16 protein-coding genes are annotated in these 20,777 nt (G+C 43.4%); 3 read left to right on the top strand and 13 right to left on the bottom strand.

The window, feature by feature from the left end:
• The first annotated feature begins 44 nt into the window (after positions 1 to 44).
• Together queE and GTQ48_RS04700 are read left to right on the top strand one after the other, a co-directional pair.
• The gene (gene queE, locus GTQ48_RS04695; protein ID WP_163105459.1) at positions 45 to 692 is read left to right on the top strand and encodes a 7-carboxy-7-deazaguanine synthase QueE; all 648 of its coding nucleotides are present in this window, start codon (positions 45 to 47) and stop codon (positions 690 to 692) included.
• A 64-nt stretch (positions 693 to 756) separates the two neighbouring features.
• Complete coding sequence (locus tag GTQ48_RS04700; protein WP_420837587.1) at positions 757 to 1,611, top strand: amino acid ABC transporter substrate-binding protein; 855 nt, start codon at positions 757 to 759, stop codon at positions 1,609 to 1,611.
• 66 nt (positions 1,612 to 1,677) lie between these two features.
• Here GTQ48_RS04700 and asnB read toward each other — a convergent pair whose 3' ends face one another.
• Both asnB and GTQ48_RS04710 read right to left on the bottom strand, forming a co-directional pair.
• Complete coding sequence (gene asnB, locus GTQ48_RS04705; protein WP_163105373.1) at positions 1,678 to 3,348, bottom strand: asparagine synthase B; 1,671 nt, start codon at positions 3,346 to 3,348, stop codon at positions 1,678 to 1,680.
• Between the two features lie 549 nt (positions 3,349 to 3,897).
• Positions 3,898 to 5,571: a M28 family metallopeptidase gene (locus GTQ48_RS04710; RefSeq protein WP_163105374.1), complete on the bottom strand. Its 1,674-nt coding sequence runs from the start codon at positions 5,569 to 5,571 to the stop codon at positions 3,898 to 3,900.
• Positions 5,572 to 5,653: 82 nt separating this feature from the next.
• Here GTQ48_RS04710 and GTQ48_RS04715 point away from each other — a divergent pair, with 82 nt between their 5' ends.
• Complete coding sequence (locus GTQ48_RS04715) at positions 5,654 to 6,532, top strand: DUF3025 domain-containing protein (protein ID WP_163105375.1); 879 nt, start codon at positions 5,654 to 5,656, stop codon at positions 6,530 to 6,532.
• 97 nt (positions 6,533 to 6,629) lie between these two features.
• Here the strand turns inward: GTQ48_RS04715 and GTQ48_RS04720 are convergent, their stop codons facing one another.
• The 11 genes from GTQ48_RS04720 to GTQ48_RS04770 form a co-directional block, all read right to left on the bottom strand.
• Positions 6,630 to 7,334, bottom strand: a complete 705-nt coding sequence (locus GTQ48_RS04720) for a YIP1 family protein (RefSeq protein ID WP_163105376.1) — start codon at positions 7,332 to 7,334, stop codon at positions 6,630 to 6,632.
• A gap of 419 nt (positions 7,335 to 7,753) precedes the next feature.
• Complete coding sequence (locus GTQ48_RS04725) at positions 7,754 to 9,478, bottom strand: SLC13 family permease (protein ID WP_163105461.1); 1,725 nt, start codon at positions 9,476 to 9,478, stop codon at positions 7,754 to 7,756.
• A gap of 16 nt (positions 9,479 to 9,494) precedes the next feature.
• Positions 9,495 to 10,910 carry a sulfate adenylyltransferase subunit CysN gene (cysN, locus tag GTQ48_RS04730; RefSeq protein WP_163105377.1) on the bottom strand — a complete coding sequence of 472 codons (1,416 nt, stop codon included), beginning with the start codon at positions 10,908 to 10,910 and terminating at the stop codon, positions 9,495 to 9,497.
• A gap of 1 nt (position 10,911) precedes the next feature.
• Entirely contained in the window at positions 10,912 to 11,703 is a 792-nt protein-coding gene (gene cysQ / locus GTQ48_RS04735; RefSeq protein ID WP_163105378.1) for a 3'(2'),5'-bisphosphate nucleotidase CysQ, read from the bottom strand.
• The gene (gene cysC / locus GTQ48_RS04740; RefSeq protein WP_163105379.1) at positions 11,704 to 12,300 is read right to left on the bottom strand and encodes an adenylyl-sulfate kinase; all 597 of its coding nucleotides are present in this window, start codon (positions 12,298 to 12,300) and stop codon (positions 11,704 to 11,706) included.
• A complete protein-coding gene (gene cysD / locus GTQ48_RS04745; RefSeq protein WP_032094520.1) occupies positions 12,300 to 13,214 on the bottom strand; it encodes a sulfate adenylyltransferase subunit CysD in 915 nt (304 codons plus the stop codon). Before cysD ends, cysC begins: the two co-directional genes overlap by 1 nt.
• A 243-nt stretch (positions 13,215 to 13,457) precedes the next feature.
• Positions 13,458 to 14,963 carry a sodium/proline symporter PutP gene (gene putP / locus GTQ48_RS04750; RefSeq protein ID WP_163105380.1) on the bottom strand — a complete coding sequence of 502 codons (1,506 nt, stop codon included), beginning with the start codon at positions 14,961 to 14,963 and terminating at the stop codon, positions 13,458 to 13,460.
• 230 nt (positions 14,964 to 15,193) lie between these two features.
• Positions 15,194 to 17,200 carry a diguanylate cyclase gene (locus GTQ48_RS17875; protein ID WP_163105381.1) on the bottom strand — a complete coding sequence of 669 codons (2,007 nt, stop codon included), beginning with the start codon at positions 17,198 to 17,200 and terminating at the stop codon, positions 15,194 to 15,196.
• A gap of 270 nt (positions 17,201 to 17,470) precedes the next feature.
• On the bottom strand, positions 17,471 to 18,175 hold the full coding sequence (locus tag GTQ48_RS04760; RefSeq protein WP_163105382.1) for a DUF3379 family protein: 705 nt from the start codon (positions 18,173 to 18,175) through the stop codon (positions 17,471 to 17,473).
• The gene (locus GTQ48_RS04765) at positions 18,168 to 18,725 is read right to left on the bottom strand and encodes a sigma-70 family RNA polymerase sigma factor (RefSeq protein ID WP_163105383.1); all 558 of its coding nucleotides are present in this window, start codon (positions 18,723 to 18,725) and stop codon (positions 18,168 to 18,170) included. Before GTQ48_RS04765 ends, GTQ48_RS04760 begins: the two co-directional genes overlap by 8 nt.
• A gap of 150 nt (positions 18,726 to 18,875) precedes the next feature.
• On the bottom strand, positions 18,876 to 20,729 hold the full coding sequence (locus GTQ48_RS04770) for a DUF885 domain-containing protein (RefSeq protein WP_163105384.1): 1,854 nt from the start codon (positions 20,727 to 20,729) through the stop codon (positions 18,876 to 18,878).
• Between the last annotated feature and the right edge of the window lie 48 nt (positions 20,730 to 20,777).

Genomic DNA, 20,777 nt, shown 5'->3' on the forward strand with positions numbered 1-20,777 from the left:
AGGACGTCAATTTGTCTGTATTAAGCACATTAAACATCAATGAGATGTTCGAAACTATTCAAGGAGAGGGTGCACACACTGGGATCCCCTCTATTTTTGTTCGTCTTCAAGGTTGCCCTGTGGGTTGTCCGTGGTGCGATACAAAACACACTTGGGAAATTAAAGACGATCTTATCGTTGCCCCGCGGCAGGTAATTGATCAGGCCGAGGAGTCTGAGACCTATTTTGTGGCAGACGATGAGTCTTTGCTTTCGCTGTTCAAACAAGAAGGGTACGTTGCTACTCACGTTGTTATAACTGGCGGTGAGCCCTGCATGTACGATCTGCTGGGGCTGACAACCATGCTGCACAATAACGGCTTTACCACGCAAATCGAAACTAGCGGTACTTTCGAGGTACTCTGCGATGACCGAACCTATGTGACAGTGTCGCCAAAAATCAACATGCGTGGTGGCTTTGAGGTGCTGACAAGCGCATTAGAGCGCGCTAACGAAATAAAGCATCCTATTGCGATGCAAAAGCATATTGATGAACTGGACGCGCTGCTTGCGAATGTTTCTTTAGAGGGTAAGCAGGTATGTTTGCAGCCCATTAGTCAGCAGGCAAGAGCAACGCAGCTCGCTGTTGAGACTTGTATTGCAAGAAACTGGCGGCTATCTTTACAAACACATAAATACATTGGTATTGAGTAAATGGGTATTGGTTGCCTTGAGAATGATTAGAGACTGCAAAAAACAAGTAGGGAGTTTAAGTTTGTTGAAAGTGTTGATACTTGTGCTCTCGCTATTAGGGCTTAGTGCACACGGCGCGTTGTGGACAATCACTTATCCTCGCCCTATAGATGATACCGATGAGCGAACTCAATACCCCATCGCGCTACTGAAACTCGCACTGGATAAGACCGGCGTGAATTATGAATTACTACCCTCTGACAGAATTTTGCTTACGGGCAAAGCCATGCGACAGCTGCGCGAAAACAGAGAAGTGAGCGTGGTATGGAGTATGACAGACATCCAGCGTGAGAAAGACCTAACCGCCATTAGAATACCCATTGCCAAAGGATTAATTGGGTTACGGGTATTTGCCATTCAAGACCAAAAAAGTGCAAAGTTTGCTCAGGTTGAATCCATAGCCGATATGCGTGAACTTGTTCCTATTCAGGGTGAGGATTGGCCTGATACAAAAATATTGCAGGCCAGCGGATTCAATGTATTTACCGTTCCGGAATTTGATAGAGCTTACGACTTCCTTAGCCAGGGAAAAGGAGATTTCTTCCCTCGCTCCGTTATCGAAATTACCCCAGAGTTAGACAAACTAGGCAAAAGCGCCAGCGTGTCACTTGAGCCTTCCCTCGCCATTTATTACCCCACGGCCATGTACTATTTTGTGAGCAACAATAACAAAACGCTTGCACATTTAATTGAGACCGGATTGCAACGGGCCATTGAAGACGGTTCTTTCGACACACTGTTTCAGTCGACTTATATGCCCATTCTCGACGAAATAAATATGGATGAGAGAACGATTTTTACTATTGAAAACCCGCTTTTACCCAACGACACACCCTTGTCAAATGAGGCGTTGTGGTATAAAACGGCAGCTGAAAAATAACGCATAAAAAAACGCGACCATGGGTCGCGTTTTTTATTATTTTAATATGCTATCTAAGCAAGAAGCCTAAGACTCTCCAGAGTGCACACCTTTCATCGAGCGACCTGACGGATCTGCATTATTCTTGAAGCTTTCATCCCACTCCAATGCTTCTGCGGTGCTACAGGCGATTGATTTACCACCGGGAACACAACGTGCAGCGCTTTCTTGTGGAAAGTAGCTTTCAAAAATAGTGCGGTAATAGTAGCCCTCTTTTGTGTCCGGCGTGTTGTAAGGGAAGCGAAACTCTGCTGTTGCCAACTGCTGGTCGGTTACTTCACCGTCAACAAACTCGCGAATAGAGTCTATCCATGAGTAGCCAACGCCATCACCAAACTGCTCTTTTTGACGCCATAAGACCTCGGCAGGCAAGGTGTCGCCATTATCAAAAGACTTACGTAAGATCCACTTTTCCATTTTTCCATCAAGACACATTTTGTCTTGTGGGTTTAAACGCATCGCAACATCAATAAAGTTTTTGTCTAAGAAGGGAACACGTGCTTCTACACCCCATGCTGACGTTGCTTTGTTTGCACGAGCACAGTCAAACATGTGAAGACGGTCTAATTTACGTACGGTTTCTTCATGGAATTCTTTTGCATTTGGCGCTTTGTGGAAATACAGGTAGCCACCAAAAATTTCATCAGCACCTTCACCAGATAAAACCATTTTGATACCCATGGCTTTAATCTTACGCGTCATGAGGTACATGGGCGTGGCTGCGCGAATTGTCGTGGTGTCGTAGGTCTCAAGGTGAAAGATAACGTCACGAATGGCGTCTAGGCCTTCTTGAATGGTGAAATGTATCTCGTGATGTACAGTACCAATCATGTCAGCCACTTTTTTGGCTGCTTTTAAATCTGGAGCCCCCTCAAGACCAACAGCAAAACTGTGTAGTCTCGGCCACCATGCATCTGTCTTATCTTCATCTTCAACCCGTTTAGCCACATATTGCGCGGCAACGGCAGAGACGAGTGAAGAGTCTAACCCGCCAGATAGTAAAACAGCATAGGGCACATCTGACATCATGTGTGATTTTACTGCTTTCTCGAAAGCAACGCGAAGCTCGTCTAAATCTGAACTATTGTCTTTAACGTTTTCATAGTCCATCCAATCGCGCTTGTAATATTTAGTCAGTTTACCTTCTTTGCTCCACATGTAGTGGCCTGGAGGAAATTCACTAATCGTTTTACACACACTGGCAAGTGCCTTCATTTCAGAAGATACATAGAAGTTGCCGTGTTCATCGTAGCCTGTGTATAGCGGAATAATACCAATATGATCCCGCGCAATCAGATATGCATCTTGTTCTTCATCGTAAAGAATAAAGGCGAACATGCCTTCTAGTTCATCAATGAAATCAATGCCTTTTTGTTGAAATAAAGGCAGTATTACTTCGCAATCCGAGCGAGTCTTAAATGGATAAGGCTCGTCTAAATCAGCAGCTAGTTGCTTGTGATTATAAATCTCGCCATTCACTGCAAGGATATGTTTGTCGTTCTGGCTGATAAGAGGTTGAGCACCTGTATCCACGTCGACGATGGCTAATCGTTCATGACAAAGAATGGTATTGTCATTATTCCAGATACCCGACCAGTCAGGGCCACGGTGGCGCAATAATTTAGATAAGTCGAGGGCTTGGGTTCTGAGTTCAGACACATCGGTTTTGATATCAAGGATACCGAAAATACCACACATAAGACGGATTCTCTCTGTTCGCTGGTTTAAAAAAATGGGTTATTTCTGTCGGGTACTCGTTGAAGAGCAGCGAAGGATTATTATTTTTGATTTGTCTGATTCGCGTGTCTTGAATGTGCCAGTCTGACAGGAAATTGCAAGTACATTGTGATGATAAAATGGAATTTATTGGTTCTTTTTAGCGAAGTTACATTGATAAATGCAAAAGTATCCTATTTTGCGTAAAAAACCATCTTTTAGCTTTATGCGTTGAGTTTACGTCTGCGCCAGTAAACAACTATTAACACCAGGTTATAGATGAAGGGCAGTGACAAAAGCGTGTGCATGAAAGCGAACTTACAAAGGCGCGAGTACAAAGGCGCGAGTACAAATGCGAAAGTACAAAGGCGAATCTTCAGAAAGTACCAATAACGATGTGTAAAAAAGAAATGCCCCGACAGGTCGGGGCATTGTAGTTTTACTCTGAGCGACTTATGCCGATTGAATCAGGCTTAAGTCAGCTTTTATTTGCATCTCAGATGCTCTGACGTATTATGACGACAACCTCGATTAATACTGGCGCTGAAATTCACTGCCTTCATTCCACTGTGGCCACATTGGCGCATTCGCCACATTCACACCTACATCGAATAACATTTGAGTGTCCTGAACAATGCCGCCCATATCCCAATTCTCGCGGTACTCGTCGCACACTTGATGATAGCATCCGGTCACAATCACGTTCATTCGCTTGCGGTATTTAGCTGTTTCTTCATCGGCTGGCTCGTCGCCGCCCTCAGCATACAGAGCTGGAACACCTTGCTTAGCAAAGCTGAAATGATCCGAGCGGTAGTAGTATCCCGCTTCAGGCTTATCTTCTTGGGTTAACACTCGACCTTGTTTTTTTGCGGCTGCTCTGAGGTAGGTTTCAAGTTCTGATTTACCCATTCCTACAACGGCAACATTTTTGGTTTTACCCAATACATTCATGGCATCCATATTTATGTTTGCCACTGTTTTCTCTAGCGGGATAACAGGATTAGCAGCATAGTATTTACTGCCTAGTAATCCTTGTTCTTCTGCAGTAACCACTAAAAATGATATTGAACGTTTGGGTCTTGGCGTTAGTGATGAATACGCCTTGGCCATTGCTATCATTGCTGCTGAGCCGGTGGCATTGTCATGGGCGCCATTGTAAATTTGATCGCCTTCTTTGCTTTCATCTTTGCCAAGATGATCCCAATGGGCGGTGTATATAATATGGTCATCAGCAAACGCAGAGCCCGGTAATGTGGCTATGACGTTATTACTTTCTGATTTTTTGAACGTGTTTTTAACAGTTACCGACGCGGTAATGTCCATGGCCTTGTTGTAAGGTCCTGACATTGCCTTTGCTTTTTCAGCATCAAAGTCCAATCCAGCATCGCTAAATACTTGTTTGGCCGCATCTAGAGTCAGCCAGCCTTCTACGGCAACGCGACTGGCGCCTTTGTCTTCACTAACTAATCCATATTGCGGGCCGCTCCAGCTGTTGGCAACAACTGACCATCCATAAGATGCGGGGGCCGATTCGTGTACGATAATAGCTGCTGCAGCGCCTTGGCGGCTGGCTTCTTCATATTTATAGCTCCAACGACCGTAATACGTCATTGTCGTGCCCTGAAACTTTCCACTTTTTGGGTTTTCAAACCCTGGATCGTTTATGAGGATAACAACCGTTTTCCCTTCAACGTCTAAACCTTCGTAGTCATTCCATTTATATTCTGGTGCGTTAACACCATAGCCTACGAACACTAATTCAGAATCATTCAGCGAGACCGAAGCTTGCTCACGCTTTGATGATGCCACCATGTCTTCTTTATAAGCGAAGCGGTTGTCACCGATAGTCATTGTCATATCAGGGGTCGCGGTGATTTCCATTAACGCTACCTTCTGCAAATAGCTATCGCCATTTCCAGGTTCAAGACCGGCTTCTTTAAATTGGCTAACAAGGTAATCAATGGTTTTCTTCTCACCTTCTGTCGTGGGTAGGCGACCTTCAAATTCATCAGATGAGAGTATTTTTAACGGCTCTCGAATATCTGCATCGGAGATACTGTTGTATACCGAGTCAAAGTTTGTCGTTTCATGTGCTGTGGCTAACGTATCTGTGTCGCTAACCTTCGTTTCACTGTCGTTAGAAGGGGTACATGCACTTACGCTTAACAGCGCAGGAACAAGCAAGGGCAAGAATATTTTTTTCATTATTAGTCTCTATTAACCGTCTTAGTTTGCTCTACAATAGACCCCAGTATAGAGAAATCCACAAAACGAACCAATAGGTGTTATGCAATCAACAGATATTCCTTTTAGTAAAACGTATTTATCCCAATATGCCTCGTTAAGTGTTACTCGCCTTTTGACAGAAATGAACTTGATAGACCTCAGTGAGTTTCCTTCAACGGAGCAGTTAAATGCATTAACGCAAAACTTTCATTCCAATTGGCAGGGGCCTCACTTTGTAGCGCAAAGCGAGTTTGGCGAGGATGAATCGCGATATTACGAAACTATCATTGGCGAAGATAACCGTGTCCCTACACGGGAGAATAGTTGGCACGACTTGTTCAACGCACTTATCTGGATACAGTTTCCTAACACGAAAGGCTTGTTAAATACGCTGCATGTGAACGATATAAATAAGTTTGGAATTAGTCCCCGTACGGCGAGACGTAATCGCATTACTCATTTCGATGAATGTGGTGTAGTACTGGCAGTGGAAACCCCCAAAGACAATAACACGGCCGATTTAGAGACGTTCTTAACGTCACTAGCTACGCACAACTGGCATGAAGTGTTTATAAAACAGCGCAACAAGTGGGCGGGAGATGTCACGCCCTATATTTTTGGCCACGCCAATTTAGAAATGATGCTAAACCCTTTTATTGGATTAACGGGCAAATGGTTGGCGGTGCCAGTTCCAGAGGGCTTTAGTCAGTTGAGTCAATGGCAACAACGAAGTGAGTTGGATAATGCCTTGGTTAAGCGAATCACCCAATTAGATGACTTTCAGCAAGCACCTATATTAAAACCTATTCCTTTACTTGGCGTGCCAGGATGGCATCACCCGCAGTCTGACAGTTTTTACGATAATGAAGAGTATTTTAGGCCGGCTAGAAAGGGGGCTAAACAAACAATACAGCTACCGCTATGGAGCCATAGCCAGTAATGAAATTTCAACGCTATACGTAATGTAAAATGCCTGTTTACTGGCACGACTCATAGAAAACGGCAGGGCCAGCAGTTACCGGCCCTTAATGAGCAGATTAGAATGCAAGGATTGCAACAAGCCATATTGAATAAATAACGAGGTATGGTGCAGCGGCGACAATGGCGGCTTTTTGCCTGGAAAACGATGTCCATTGAGCAATGCCTACCATTGCAAGATAAATTCCCCAAAATAGCTCTAGTCTAATTGCTTGAGCAAAGGCATACCACTCTGAATCCATAGGAATACTCAGCATAAAGCTAAGAGAAGTGGGAGCGAGTGTCGCTGGAGATATCTGATGATCGCTTGCGAAAAGCAGTAAGGCAACGCCAATTAAACCCGTTACAACATAGGGCATCGCAACCCACCACGAAAAGCCATACCAGTCAGTAAACCCAAAAATGTGACTGTCGTCTGAACGAGTAGCAAGATTAAGGTATAGAGCATAAATCGCATTGACGATGGTAAGTATAAAAAATGCCCCAATCAGTTGGGACCACATTAGGCTTGTTCTTGTGAAAAAAGCACGCATTTGATCTTCTTCAGCAGGGCTCATGTCGCCCTGGGCGGCAATATTTAAATTCGCGAACCATTCAATATCGACAAAATTCACATAAAGATATTGAAGGACTAAGGTAACGCCCATGACCATAAAAAACGGCATCCAGCTCCAGTTGTTATTCTCGCCAACGGCTTTGAACACCCCCTTGGGTTTGAAAAATATATCGTTACACGCTTGAAACGGGTTTGACACTGTGTGCATTCTAACTCCCTGAAAAAATTTAGTTATTTTTATTGGTATGTTGGCCTATCGACCGCTTTAAAAGTTTATAGCAAATTAATTAAACGCGTACAGATTACTGAGTTGGTGAATTTAAGTACAGGGAAAGTGGGCACAAATTAGGTATTATTTGTAAGTGGTTATTTGTGAGTGACGATTTGTAAGTGATTAGCAGGGCAGCAAGCCCTTGGGCAACACGCTCCTGTTTACGAACTCTTGATCAAAGAGCCGGGGTACAGGTTTACTTTTAAAATTCTATGCAACAAAAAAAGAAAGCCTTCGCTTCCTTTTTTGTAAAATTGTATGCCTAGCCGTACGTTTCACCCTATATTTAATCGTGATTTCAACGGAGCTTCTAACCGTACTTTCAACCTTGTTTTGAATAAGGCGCGATGCTGTAATCAAAAATAGGTGATGTTTAGCAGGCACAATACAATGGCGCTATAAACCAAAGATATGGGCAACCCAATTTTTATAAAATGAGAAAAACGGTAGTTCGCGGCATTATAAACCAATAAGTTAGTTTGGTAGCCAAAGGGAGATATGAAACTCGCACTTGCCGCAAAGGCGACGGCGAGAGCAAAGGGCATAAGTGGTGCACCTATAATCTCAACCAAGCCATAAGCAAATGGAAACATTAACGCCGCTGCCGCATTGTTGGTGACAAGCTCGGTGAGTAGAAGCGTGATGAGATAAATCGCAATCAATGCAATAAACCAATCAGTACTTGATAACACCGGCAACAGCGTCTCTGTAGTAACTGCAATCACGCCAGAGGTTTCTAGTGCGGTAGCCAAACTCAACGCACCTACTATGACAACAATCAAATTGAGGGGGAGATTGCGCTTCATTTCACCGTTAGACGTCACTTTCATAAACACTAACACTGCCGCTAAAAATAAGAGACCAATAGCTAAGTGAATAATATTTGATGCAGCAAGGGCGACGGTGGTTAAAAAGCCGCCTAAGGTTATCCACTCTTGCTTGTTCGTTAGCGGCCGCGCTATCTTCTGTTCTGAAAGTATGAAAAAGTTTTTACTTAAGTTCTGCCGAGTCGCAAAATCAGGGCCAGTAGCGAGCAGTAAAAAATCACCCGATTTTAATTTTATCTCTCCAAGCTTTCCTGAAAGCTGTTCACCGTCTCTGCGTATAGCCACAACTGCCGCATCAAATAGCGCTCTAAAGCCCAATTCTTTGATAGTTTGGCCAATAATTTGAGCGCGGTTAGAAACAACCACTTCAGTGAGGCTTTCCCGTAATACACCGTCTGTTTCTGCAAACATACTTAATCCTTTAATGTGGCTTAAGTTTTCTAACTTCTGCACATTTCCGGAAAATATGAGCTTGTCGTGTTCGAGAATAACCAGGTCAGGGCCAACAGGTGATATTAGGTTTTTATTTCGAACGATTTCGACTAAAAACAATTCGGGTAAGTTTCGCAGGTGGTTCTGTTCAACGGTTTTGCCTATGAGTTCAGAGCCAGCTTCTACGTCGGCCTCTACCATGTACTCAAAGTAGTTGCTGTCTTTGTTACTGATATTTGGCAAAAGTGGCAGCAATACAAACATTAGTAAGCCACAACTTAATCCTGCCACTGTGCCATACAAGGTAAAGTCAAAGAAGTTGAAACCAGGGTGACCGTGCTCTTGCAAAAAGCTGTCTACTATCAAATTGGTAGAGGTACCGATGAGGGTAACCGTTCCGCCTAAAATAGCAGCGTAAGACAGCGGGATGAGTAATCTTGAAGCTGGGTGATGTTGGTTTTGCTTTATCGGGCCAATGAGACTGGCCACAATAGCCGTGTTATTTAACAGTGCTGATGAAATAAAGGTGAGCGAAAATAATCGCCAGTACGAGTGGGTGAAGTCAGCTGTAACGAGCTTTCTACCCAACCGTTTAATAAGTGCAGTTTTATCGATGGCACTACTGACCAAAAGTAACAAAATAAGGGTGATTAAGCCCTTGTTCGTTAAATTCGATAGAATGTCATCTAGCGATAATTGCTGCGTAACCAGTAAGCCTAACACCGCACCTGAAAATACGGTGGCAGGGCGCTGATTGGTAAAAATCAGCGCTAAAATCGTACTGGCAAAAATGGCCAGTACGATGAACTGGGTAACATCCATATATGTCCAGTCCTGCTTATAGCTTGGAAATATCCACAGCGTTCCAATGAGGGAAATGCTTGCGCACGAGTTCATTGAATTCTAATTCAAACTCAGAGAAGTTTGGAGAAGTGTGCTGTGCATCACCTGAAATGGCATCAATTACCATACCCGCACCCACGGTGCCATTTGTGAGACGATCAATAACGATAAACGATCCCGTTGGACGATTGCGCTTGTAAGGGTCACAGGCAATAGGCTGGGTAAATTTAACGTCTACCACACCAATCTCATTAAGGTTAAGGTGCATAGCATCAGTTTCTTCAAGTGTGTTCACATCAATTTGATTATCGATATGCGCTACAACGCCAGGCGTTGATTTGGTCGCAAACTTAAACAAATACTGTTTGTTTGGCATTAACGGTTCTTCTGACATCCACACAAGGTGTGTCTTGAACTGTGTAGACAGCAAAGGCAGATTATCCGACTTCACAATCATATCACCACGGGAGATGTCAATTTCGTCTTCAAGGGTTAGCGTAACGGCTTGTGGAACATAAGCCTTTTCTTGATCGCCTTCGAAGGTGACCACTTGCTTCACTTTTGACGTTTTGCCTGAAGGCAATGCGGTAATTTCGTCACCCGGTGCTACCTGGCCTGAAACTACTGTGCCGGCGAATCCGCGGAAGTCTAGGTTGGGGCGGTTAACATATTGAACCGGGAATCTGAAATCATCGTGATTATCATCTTCACCAATTTCGATATTCTCTAGCATTTCCATCAGTGGAATACCGTCAAACCACGGTGTGTTTTCACTGATACTCACTACGTTGTCGCCTTCAAGGGCCGATAACGGTACAAATTGAATATCAGGAATATCAAGCTGTTCGGCAAACTTAAGGTAATCTGCCTGAATTTGCTCGTACACTTCTTGTGAGTAATCCATCAAGTCCATTTTGTTAATAGCAACAATAACGTGCTTAATACCCAATAAAGACACAAGGAAAGAATGGCGTTTAGTTTGTACTTTTACACCACCGCGAGCATCTACAAGAATGATGGCAAGGTCACAAGTTGACGCGCCAGTTACCATGTTGCGAGTATATTGCTCATGTCCTGGCGTATCTGAAATGATGAACTTACGCTTGTCGGTAGAGAAGTAGCGGTATGCTACATCAATAGTAATACCTTGTTCGCGCTCAGATTGAAGACCGTCTACTAATAACGCAAGGTCTACTTTTTCGCCTGTAGTACCTGATTTTTTGCTGTCTTTAGTAATAGCAGCTAGCTGATCTTCATAGATCATTTTTGAATCGTGAAGAAGACGACCAATCAATGTACTTTTACCGTCATCTACGCTTCCGCAAGTTAGGAAACGTAGCATGTCTTTCTCTTCATGTTGTTCTAGGTAAGACAGGATGTCTTGTCTTAATAATTCGTTTTCGTTGTTCATGTTATGCGCTCACAAGGAAAAAGGGGTTTAACACAGATTCTTTCTGATTGTAGGTAAGATCTTCTGCATTGGAATCTAAAGGATTAGCCGGATCAAGGACAGTCACTTTCGCGCCAGCTGCAATCGCCACGGCATGTGCTGCTCCTGTATCCCATTCTGAGGTCGGGCCTAAGCGTGGATAAAGATGCGCTTCACCCTCAGCCACTAAACAGAGTTTCAATGAGCTACCCATGGCCACTAACTCAGTTTCACCGTCAAGTTGTGCTAACAGATTCTGAATTTCAGGGCTTTGATGAGAGCGGCTTCCAACGATTTTCCAAACGTCGTTATCACTGTGCTTTGTCGCCGAAATAGGTGCAAACTCACCGTTTATTTCAGTCCAAGCACCTTCACCTACAATACCTACGTAGCTTTTATTTAATGCAGGTGCGTAAACAATCCCCATGGTTGGTTTACCATTTTCAATCAGGGCAATGTTTACCGTAAATTCACCATTTTTCTTGATGAACTCTTTTGTGCCGTCAAGAGGGTCAACCAGCCAATATGACTGCCATTGCTTACGCTCGTCCCACGAGATATCAGCCGATTCTTCAGAAAGAATAGGTAAGTCAGATTCTGCGGTAAGTGCATCAACAATCACGTTATGAGCGGCTAAGTCAGCTTCCGTTAGGGGGCTGGTGTCTTGCTTTTCATAAATGGCAAAATCATTTTCATAAATCGCCATTATTTTATCGCCTGCCTCTTTGGCAATGCGCAGCACAGTTTGTGCTAAAGAATTAATTGGCAGTGTCATTTACACTAATCCTTTTTCGTGGAGCAAAGTGTATAACCGTTCAGCGGTTTGCTCTGCAGGTTCTTCCTGATACGTTAAGTGTACTTCTGGCGAATCCGGTGCTTCGTAGGTAGAGTCGATGCCGGTAAAATCTTTGATTTCGCCGCTGCGAGCCTTCTTGTATAAGCCTTTAGGGTCGCGCTGCTCGCAAACCTCAAGGGGAGTATCAACGAAAACTTCTACAAACTCTGTACCTTCAAGCAAACTGCGACAGTAGTCACGGTCTGCTTTAAATGGCGAAATAAATGCAGTTAACACAATGGTGCCCGAGTCTACAAATAATTTTGCCACTTCGCTGATGCGACGAATATTTTCAACTCTGTCTTTATCGCTAAAGCCTAAATCGCCACATAATCCGTGGCGCACGTTATCGCCATCAAGCAAATAGGTATGCTTTTGCTTTTCGTGAAGCTTTTTCTCAAGCAAGTTAGCCAGTGTAGATTTGCCAGAGCCACTTAGCCCCGTTAACCAAAACACTCGTGGACGCTGATTCAATTTTTCAGAGCGTGTAACTTTGTTCACTTCATGTTTATGCCAAACAACATTGTCGGTGGCCATTAGAAGTACCCTTCCATCTTTTTCTTCTCCATAGACCCAGAGCTATCGTGATCAATAACTCGACCCTGTCGCTCTGAGGTTTTGGTAAGCAGCATTTCTTGAATAACTTCAGGTAGGGTTGCCGCTGTTGACTCAACAGCACCGGTCAATGGATAACAACCTAGCGTACGGAAGCGAACAGAACGCATTTCTGGTACTTCGCCTTCTTCTAACGGCATGCGATCGTCATCTACCATTATTAGTACGCCGTCACGTTCTACTACAGGACGCGGCTTAGACAGGTACAACTGTGGAATATCGATGTTTTCAAGGTAGATATATTGCCAGATATCTAGTTCTGTCCAGTTAGACATTGGAAATACACGAATACTTTCGCCTTTGTTTACCTGTGAATTATAAATGTTCCACAATTCTGGGCGTTGGTTTTTTGGATCCCAGCGATGGTTGCTGTCGCGGAATGAGTAAACACGCTCTTTTGCACGAGACTTTTCTTCGTCGCGACGGGCTCCACCAAACGCTGCATCAAATTGATACTTGTTGAGCGCCTGCTTAAGAGACTGTGTTTTCATGATGTCAGTGTGCTTAGCTGAACCGTGTGAAAATGGACCTACGCCATGCTCAACACCTTCTTCATTAATATGCACTAGTAAATCGAAGCCGTGCTTTTCGGCTTGCTCATCACGAAATTTAATCATTTCTTGAAACTTCCACGTTGTGTCAACGTGAAGAAGTGGGAATGGAATTTTACCCGGTGCAAAGGCTTTACGTGCTAAATGAAGCAGTACCGAAGAGTCTTTTCCTACCGAGTAAAGCATTACTGGGTTGTCAAACTCAGCAGCAACTTCTCGGAAAATTTGGATACTCTCGGCTTCGAGTTGTTTCAGATGCGTTATAGACGGGATACTTGCAGTCATTTTGAAGTCCGATTTATGTTATATAAAAAAAAGTTATATGCGGGTTGTTTTTCTGCATAGAAAGATAACATATTTAATTTTAAAAGTAGTATGCCATTTTGCTATTTAAAATAGCTTTCTTATGCTTTAAAAAATAATTGCTATACAATTTAGGCATAAGCGCTATTTTCGCTCTCCAGAAAGTAAAAAAGCCCCAAACTGTTTTTGCAGTTTGAGGCTTTTTAAAAGTCAGAGCATTATCGATTATCTTGCATTGAACTGCTTTTGAAATTCATCGAATGTCTCGGTTACACCTTCACGGGGCTTACCTGATTTGCTGAGTATCATTATGGTTAAGCTTGAAAGCACAAACCCAGGCACAATCTCGTACATCCAAGCACCTAAAGCCTGACCATTAATGGTGACAGGAAGGTAAATCCACAATAACACCGTTACCGCGCCTACAATCATGCCGCCTAGGGCTGCGCGACGAGTCATCTCACGCTTGAACAGGCTAAACAGGACTAGCGGGCCAAATGCGGCGCCAAATCCAGCCCACGCATTACTCACCAATGTCAGTATGGTGCTGTCTCTGTCGTAGGCTAAGAATATTGACACTAACGCGACCGCAACTACGCTAAGGCGACCAGCAACAACTAGCTCTCTATCAGAAGCATCTTTGCGTAAAAAGGCTTGATAGAAGTCGCTAGTTAATGAGCTAGACGTTACCAACAGCTGTGATGAAATTGTACTCATGATGGCCGCTAAAATAGCCGCAAGCAAAAAGCCCCCAATTAACGGGTGAAAGAGAATTTGTGAAAGGTAGATAAAGACGGTTTCAGGATCAATCTCGTTACCATTGCCTGTGATATAGGCTAACCCAAACAAGCCTGTCATTAATGCGCCGATGATAGACACTATCATCCAACTCATACCGATGTTTCGAGCCGCTGGAATATCTTTTACAGAGCGTATAGCCATGAAACGGACAATGATATGAGGCTGTCCAAAATACCCTAATCCCCATGACATTAATGAGACAATGCCAATAAAGGTAATCGTTTGGTTAGTAGAGGCATCCATAAATGCATCAAAAAGGGCAGGGTTAATGTTATCTAATGCGTCGATAGACGCACCAATACCGCCTAATTCACTGATGACCACTGCTGGCACCATGATGAGCGACACAAACATGATACAGCCTTGCACAAAGTCGGTCATACTTACGGCCATGAACCCGCCTACCAACGTGTAGGCAACGACAACCCCTGCAGTGACATACAAGCCAGTTTCATAGCTTAGTCCAAATGATGTTTCAAATAATTTCCCGCCGGCTACAACGCCAGAAGAGGTGTAAAGGGTAAAGAAGACAACAATCACGACAGACGCAATAACTCTGAGAAGACGAGAGTTATCAGCAAAGCGATTTTCAAAATAGTCTGGAATAGTAATAGAGTTATTTGCAACTTCGGTGTAAATACGAAGTCGAGGAGCAACAAGTAAATAATTGGCAAGTGCGCCAAGGGTCAAACCAACAGCTATCCAGCCTGCAGAAAGCCCTGAGACATACATTGCACCCGGAAGACCCATTAGCATCCAGCCACTCATGTCAGATGCACCAGCAGATAAAGCGGTTACCGCGGGACCCAACTGTCGACCACCAAGCATATACCCTTCAACATTGGTATCTGTTTGCCGGTAAGCAAAAAGACCGATACCCAACATTACAACAAAATACAAACCCAACGAAATAATCGTACCAGTAGCCATATATGTTCCCTATGATTTTTCTTCCATGCTATCACCAATATTTAGGAGTCTCCACGTAAGTAGGTACTCACCGGTTACTTTCTGAGCAGTGAATCGTAGATTGATGTGATGATGATGAAAGCCGACACCCGATTTTGTAGCGAAAAGACAGGATACGAGACAACACTATGAGCTTAGTAAATGAGCTTAAGTAAATGAGCTTAAGTAAATGAGTCGCAGATGATTATGCTTTAGGCAAGGGCGAGTGTTGCAGACTCAACGCGAGAGCGACCGCTGTTTTTAGCTTTATACAAAAGGTCGTCGCATGTTTTAATCACAGACTCTGAGTTAACCGAGCCATTCAGCGCCACTACACCACTTGAAAACGAAACGGTAAACGCCTTGTCTGTGTGTTTCCAGTGGGCGACACGAGAAAATGCGTCATTTAACTCATTGAGCACGCTTTTCACTTCTTGTTCACTGGAATTCTCAAAGTAGATTAAAAACTCTTCGCCACCATAGCGGCAAAGCAAGTCGGATTTGCGGATACGTTTTAGAATGGTTTGACTAAAGGTATTTAATACCTCATCACCTACAGCATGACCGTATTTGTCGTTAATGCGTTTGAAATGGTCGATATCAATAAGGGCAATACACGATGTAGGGTGTTTCCTGAGTAAGGATTTTAATTGTCTTAGCATGGCACGGCGAGTTAAGGCGCCAGTGAGTGAGTCGGTATCTGCCTTAGTGTCGCTTTTCCTTTTTGCTATCCATAGCCATGTAGTTAAAATTGAACAGATAATGGCTATAAGGGCAAATACTGCAGTGCGCAAATTCTCTGTTTCGCCAGCAAGTCCCGAGGTCTCACGCTGCAATGCTTCAAGTTCTTTTTGCCTATACTCTGCAAGTTCAACGTCCCGCGAGAGCATGCTTAATTTTGCGTTGTCATTGAGCTGGAAGCGCTCTGTGTGGTAATTCACTAGCGCAGAGCTGTACTTATTTTGGTTTGCAAAAGCTTTTTCACTGTCGCCTCTCACTGCGTATATATGCTTTAGCGCTTGAAATTTCGCCAGTATTGCAGTCTTCTTGTACGGTACAGCGTTAAACTTTTTTTCAAACGCCTTCTCGTATTCGCGAATTGCAGCATCAAATTGGGAATCGCTTCCGTTAACCGCAATGTACATGGCCTTAGCGATAGGCTTTGCGTCAGTGAGGTAAGCAGGCATGTCAATAGCTGAACTCAAAATTCTATTGGCTAACTCTGTTATCTTTTGTGTGTCGCCCTCAGCTAGACGAGAGCTGTAGATACTCATAAGCAATAGATCTACATAAATACTTTTGAAATCTTGTACAGAGGGCATGTATTTTTTTGCGTCTTCAATTAAGGCTAAAGCCTCAGCAAAACGACTAAGTCGGTTAAGAGCAGTAATTGCTAACAAAAAGTCAACAGTGTCCAAAGTACTATGCTGCTTTTTTAGGTAGATATATTCTTTGGCATGCTCCACAGCCTTGCTAGGTAAATTTAAATCGAGATAGCTTTCCGAAAGTAACCTATGTGCGTCATAAAGGTTGAATTCTTTTTCAAGTTTGTTGCTATTTTTAGGAACGGCGAGAAAGGGGATTGCGTATTCCATTTCGTTGATGGAACGTATGGGAGATGATGTAGAATACTCCTCAGCTAACCACATACTTGCCATCGCGACCGCTCGCTTATCGCCTGATTGAAGTATTTCTTGCTTGAGGTTGTAGAGCGACGGAATAGTTGTACTTAAACGTTTGAGGGAGCCTTTGTAGTCGCTCACCCCTTTTACATAAAAATAATAAGCTTTTAAGTAAACATAGGTTCTTAGGTCTATCGATTTTAACTTAAGCCAATTTTTCTCTAATAGCGGCCGTTTAACTGTTATAGGAACTTGAGGCAAACCTTGGTGTTCTACATTTGATAGTGCCATGATATGGCGAAATACAACGGCTATTTCCGAATTATCAGACTGAATACCGCTTTGCTGTAGCTGTTTTGCAATGTCTTTATTAGTAAGTTCAGAAGGGTAGTTCCACTCATAAAGAACAGCATGTGCCAGATTTGCATAAGCATCTACCTGATTTTTCATGCTGACATCATTGCCAGAGGCTAGGGAAGGGGACGTTATCAAAAGCATAAGTACGCACTTAAGCATTAGCTTATTTGCAAAATGACATAATGACGTTACTGCTGTGCCTTTAATGCTACCAGCGCGCTTTTTTGATCTACGGCTCACTTACTGTTCTTAACTCTATACTGCTTAGGACGAATTGAACTTGTCTCAATAGGTAATTTTGCACGCTTACTTAGCTACTACTTGTAGCCTATATGCGACACTGTCTAATTAGTCTAAAGTATAGAGTTTACAGCGCTTGGTTGCACCTTAAATTTTTAGAATGAATATATTGCTATGTTTGCCACCAAGTCGACGACGTTGACAGCAAATTAGCGTAAGTGGATAGAAAAGCTATAAGCGGTTGAAAAGCTATACACTTTTTATGTTTTCTTAAGCAGAAAATTGAATTCTATTGGCCACCGCGTCTTTCATAGTTGATAGGTCGCTGCCTTTGTTGCCCACGACTATTATATTGGCCTGTTGCATTTTAAAGCTCTCGCCGTGAAAGGAGTCATCTTCGAATTCGCTTGGCACTTTAAAATTGTCACGACTTGGCACCACAAAAACTGACATTTTACCCTGCGGTGTATCGACAATAAGGTGCAGGCTTTGTACGGTGCTGAGGTGGCAGTAGTTGGCAACCTCTACCCCATCAATCATGGTGTCGAAGCTAGCGCCAAAGCTCGCCAGTTTCGCGTTTACCATATTTAAATCAACGGGTAATAGGGAGTGAGATTCCTCTACATCAGCATATTGCATATGAGCCAGCGCATGGTCGCCCAAACTAATGGACTGCTGCTGAAGCATAGTAAAACTAATCCCCACAGCAAATGCGACAGATGCGGCTATCGCAACATACCAGCGACTTCTTTTCTTGTAGCGGCTAAATTCATCCGCCGACTGCTGCCAAATAAGTTTACTCGCTAAATCTTCTGGTACATCAACTTTAAAAGTTTGCTTAAGCTTACTGTCCAATACTTTTTGTTCCTGCCAAAAAGCGCGCTTTTTCTCATCTGCATTTGCAGCAGCGACTAAATCGCTGTCAGTTGTATTAGGATCAGCGTAAATTCTACGTCTAAATTCTAATTCATCCATTAGCTTGACCTCTATGTTGATTCTGTTTCTCCAGCGCCTCTTTTAACTGATTTCGAGCCCGAAAAAGCCGTGTCATTACTGTGTTTTTGTTGAGATCTAACTGAGTCGCTATTTCTTCACCGCTAAAACCAAATAACAGCTGCAGAATAAGCGGCTCTCTATATTCAATGCTTAAGGTACCGAGTAACCTATGCAGCTCTCGTTCTTTAATATCGCCTTCAGCTTGCTGAGTGTCGTCGTGAATGAAAACATCATCGATATCTACGAGCTCTAATTGTTTTCGTTCGAAGCGGCGGGCATTTTCACGGCGCAATATAGTGATTAACCAACCTTTGGCGGCTTTTTCGTCATTCAAGGCGTCGAGAGAACGCCATGCCCGTAGGAATGTTTCTTGAACAATGTCTTCCGCCACACTTTTGTCTTTGACTAACCAGTAGGCATAACGAAAAATATCGGCGTGAAATGCTTTCACTAAGGCTTCATATCTTTGATGCTTTGCTTTCATACTCGATAAGACCTGAGTGTTATCGATTTTATTTCGAGCAAACATAAAATAAATTCCAAAAAGGGTTAATTTTTTTAACGTCTCACACCAAATACCGACTCAAAGAAATCTAAAAGGCATCTTTTGAGCAAAAAAAAGCGCCATGCTTTTAAGCGACGGCGCTTCTTAGAACTCTATTTGGAAAATACAGAACGTTTACATAGCGCTTTGGGTTGCTATCCAGCTATCGATGTTTTCCTCAAGCATTGAAAGCGGGACCGGTCCATACTTTAATACTTCATCATGAAAACCTTTCCAATCGAAGTTGTCGCCGAGCTCGTTCATCGCTTTTTCGCGCAGCTCCATAATTTTTAACTTTCCAATCATGTACGCTGTAGCCTGCCCAGGCATCGCAATATAGCGTTCAATAGCCTTTTGTGCATCATATTCTGGGTTCGGCGTATTTTCTACTAAGTAATTAACGGCTTTTTCGCGAGACCACTTTTTAGCATGAATGCCGGTGTCTACGACAAGACGACAAGCACGCCACAGCTCCATAGCTAATCTACCAAAGTCAGAATAGGGGTCTTCATAAAATCCCATATCTTTAGCAAGTTCTTCAGTGTAGAGTCCCCAGCCCTCGGTGTAAGCGGTAAAGCTTAAGAACTTTTGGAACTGCGGAATACCGTCGAGCTCTTGAGCAATGGTACGCTGCATATGATGGCCTGGAATGCCTTCATGATATGCCAAAGCCTCTAGCTGGTAAGTTGGCATCGCTTTCATGTCGTATAGGTTAGCATAGTAAATGCCTGGTCTACTGCCATCTTGTGCCGGGCTCTGATAGAAAGCTTTCCCCGCCGACTGCTCTCTAAACGCCTCAACGCGTTTTACTATCATTGGCGCTTCGGGAAGTATTCCAAAATATTCAGGGATCATCTCTCTCATATCATCGATAGCTTGCTTAGCATCGTCTAGATATTGCTGTCTGCCCTCGGGAGTAGAAGGAAGGTAGAACTGGTCGTCTTCGCGCATAAATACGAAAAACTCTTGCAGCGTGCCTTCAAATCCTACTTCTTTCATAATGCCGCGCATGGCGTTGTGAATACGTTGTACATTTTCTAAACCTATGTCATGCACTTCTTGTGCAGTAAGGTCGGTGGTAGTGAACCAGTTTAGACGGTTTTGGTACCACTTATCGCCATCAGGCAAACGCCATACGCCATCGCCTTCAGGTGATAATGTTTTTTGATGCTCAAGCTCATTGATAAAGCGGGTATAGGCTGGTTTTACTGAAGCCGTAAGTGCGCTTTTAGCGTCTGTGAGCAGCGTTGTCTTTTCACTTTCACCAATGTCCAATGCATTCACTTTGTTTTGGAAGTCGTTCAATAATGTTGAAGGTGTGTCTGAGTCATCAAATGGCGCGCCCTTTATCACATTTTCAGAGGCATCCACCATTTGGTCATAAGCCCATTTTGGCGGAAATACGCCTACTTTCTCTCTTATCTTCATTTGGTCGATAACTTGATCAAAGTAGGTACTTACATTATTTAGTCGGCCGATATACGCCACTGCATCTTCTTTGCTCTTCACACTATGAATGTTAATTAGGAAGCTTGGGACTTGGGTATGAGCCGCTCTGAATTGATGGACAATATACCTATGATGGCGAAACTCGTCATTGGCCAAGTCTCTCTCAATACCAAGCTTGTATAAACGCAAGCTTAAATTTTCTTGGTCACTCAGTTTTAGCGTGTCGAAATTTTCTAGTGTCTTAAGCCTGTTCTTTGCTATAGCAATACGCGCGTCTTTCTCGTCTTCGCTAATGTCATCCCACTTGTCATAGTCCCACTTTTTTCCTAAGTAGCTTTGAAAGAGTGGTGAGCGTTTAAGGTCATCTTCAAATGAGTTCTCAAAAAAAGTAGCAAGACGTTGGGATTCCGTTTGCCCTGACTCGCTCTGTGATTTTACATCCGGCGCTTTGGGTTGAGGTGTTTCATTGGCAGGTGAGCACGCCGTTAGCGTTAAAAGTGCTAACGCAACTGGTGTTAGTGAAAAGAGTGACGTTTTCATGTTATCTCCCGGTATTGGTTGGTCGCACTATTGTTGGTGCGGCTATTT

The organism is Alteromonas genovensis (genome assembly GCF_010500895.1).
Classification (GTDB): domain Bacteria; phylum Pseudomonadota; class Gammaproteobacteria; order Enterobacterales; family Alteromonadaceae; genus Alteromonas; species Alteromonas genovensis.

Bases quoted from the DNA above. Each gene is read 5' to 3' on its own strand.
- queE (WP_163105459.1), top strand. From the start codon at position 45: ATGTTCGAAACTATTCAAGGAGAGGGTGCACACACTGGGATCCCCTCT.
- asnB (WP_163105373.1), bottom strand. From the start codon at position 3,348: ATGTGTGGTATTTTCGGTATCCTTGATATCAAAACCGATGTGTCTGAA.
- GTQ48_RS04710 (WP_163105374.1), bottom strand. From the start codon at position 5,571: ATGAAAAAAATATTCTTGCCCTTGCTTGTTCCTGCGCTGTTAAGCGTA.
- GTQ48_RS04715 (WP_163105375.1), top strand. From the start codon at position 5,654: ATGCAATCAACAGATATTCCTTTTAGTAAAACGTATTTATCCCAATAT.
- GTQ48_RS04720 (WP_163105376.1), bottom strand. From the start codon at position 7,334: ATGCACACAGTGTCAAACCCGTTTCAAGCGTGTAACGATATATTTTTC.
- GTQ48_RS04725 (WP_163105461.1), bottom strand. From the start codon at position 9,478: ATGGATGTTACCCAGTTCATCGTACTGGCCATTTTTGCCAGTACGATT.
- cysN (WP_163105377.1), bottom strand. From the start codon at position 10,910: ATGAACAACGAAAACGAATTATTAAGACAAGACATCCTGTCTTACCTA.
- cysQ (WP_163105378.1), bottom strand. From the start codon at position 11,703: ATGACACTGCCAATTAATTCTTTAGCACAAACTGTGCTGCGCATTGCC.
- cysC (WP_163105379.1), bottom strand. From the start codon at position 12,300: ATGGCCACCGACAATGTTGTTTGGCATAAACATGAAGTGAACAAAGTT.
- cysD (WP_032094520.1), bottom strand. From the start codon at position 13,214: ATGACTGCAAGTATCCCGTCTATAACGCATCTGAAACAACTCGAAGCC.
- putP (WP_163105380.1), bottom strand. From the start codon at position 14,963: ATGGCTACTGGTACGATTATTTCGTTGGGTTTGTATTTTGTTGTAATG.
- GTQ48_RS04760 (WP_163105382.1), bottom strand. From the start codon at position 18,175: ATGGATGAATTAGAATTTAGACGTAGAATTTACGCTGATCCTAATACA.
- GTQ48_RS04765 (WP_163105383.1), bottom strand. From the start codon at position 18,725: ATGTTTGCTCGAAATAAAATCGATAACACTCAGGTCTTATCGAGTATG.
- GTQ48_RS04770 (WP_163105384.1), bottom strand. From the start codon at position 20,729: ATGAAAACGTCACTCTTTTCACTAACACCAGTTGCGTTAGCACTTTTA.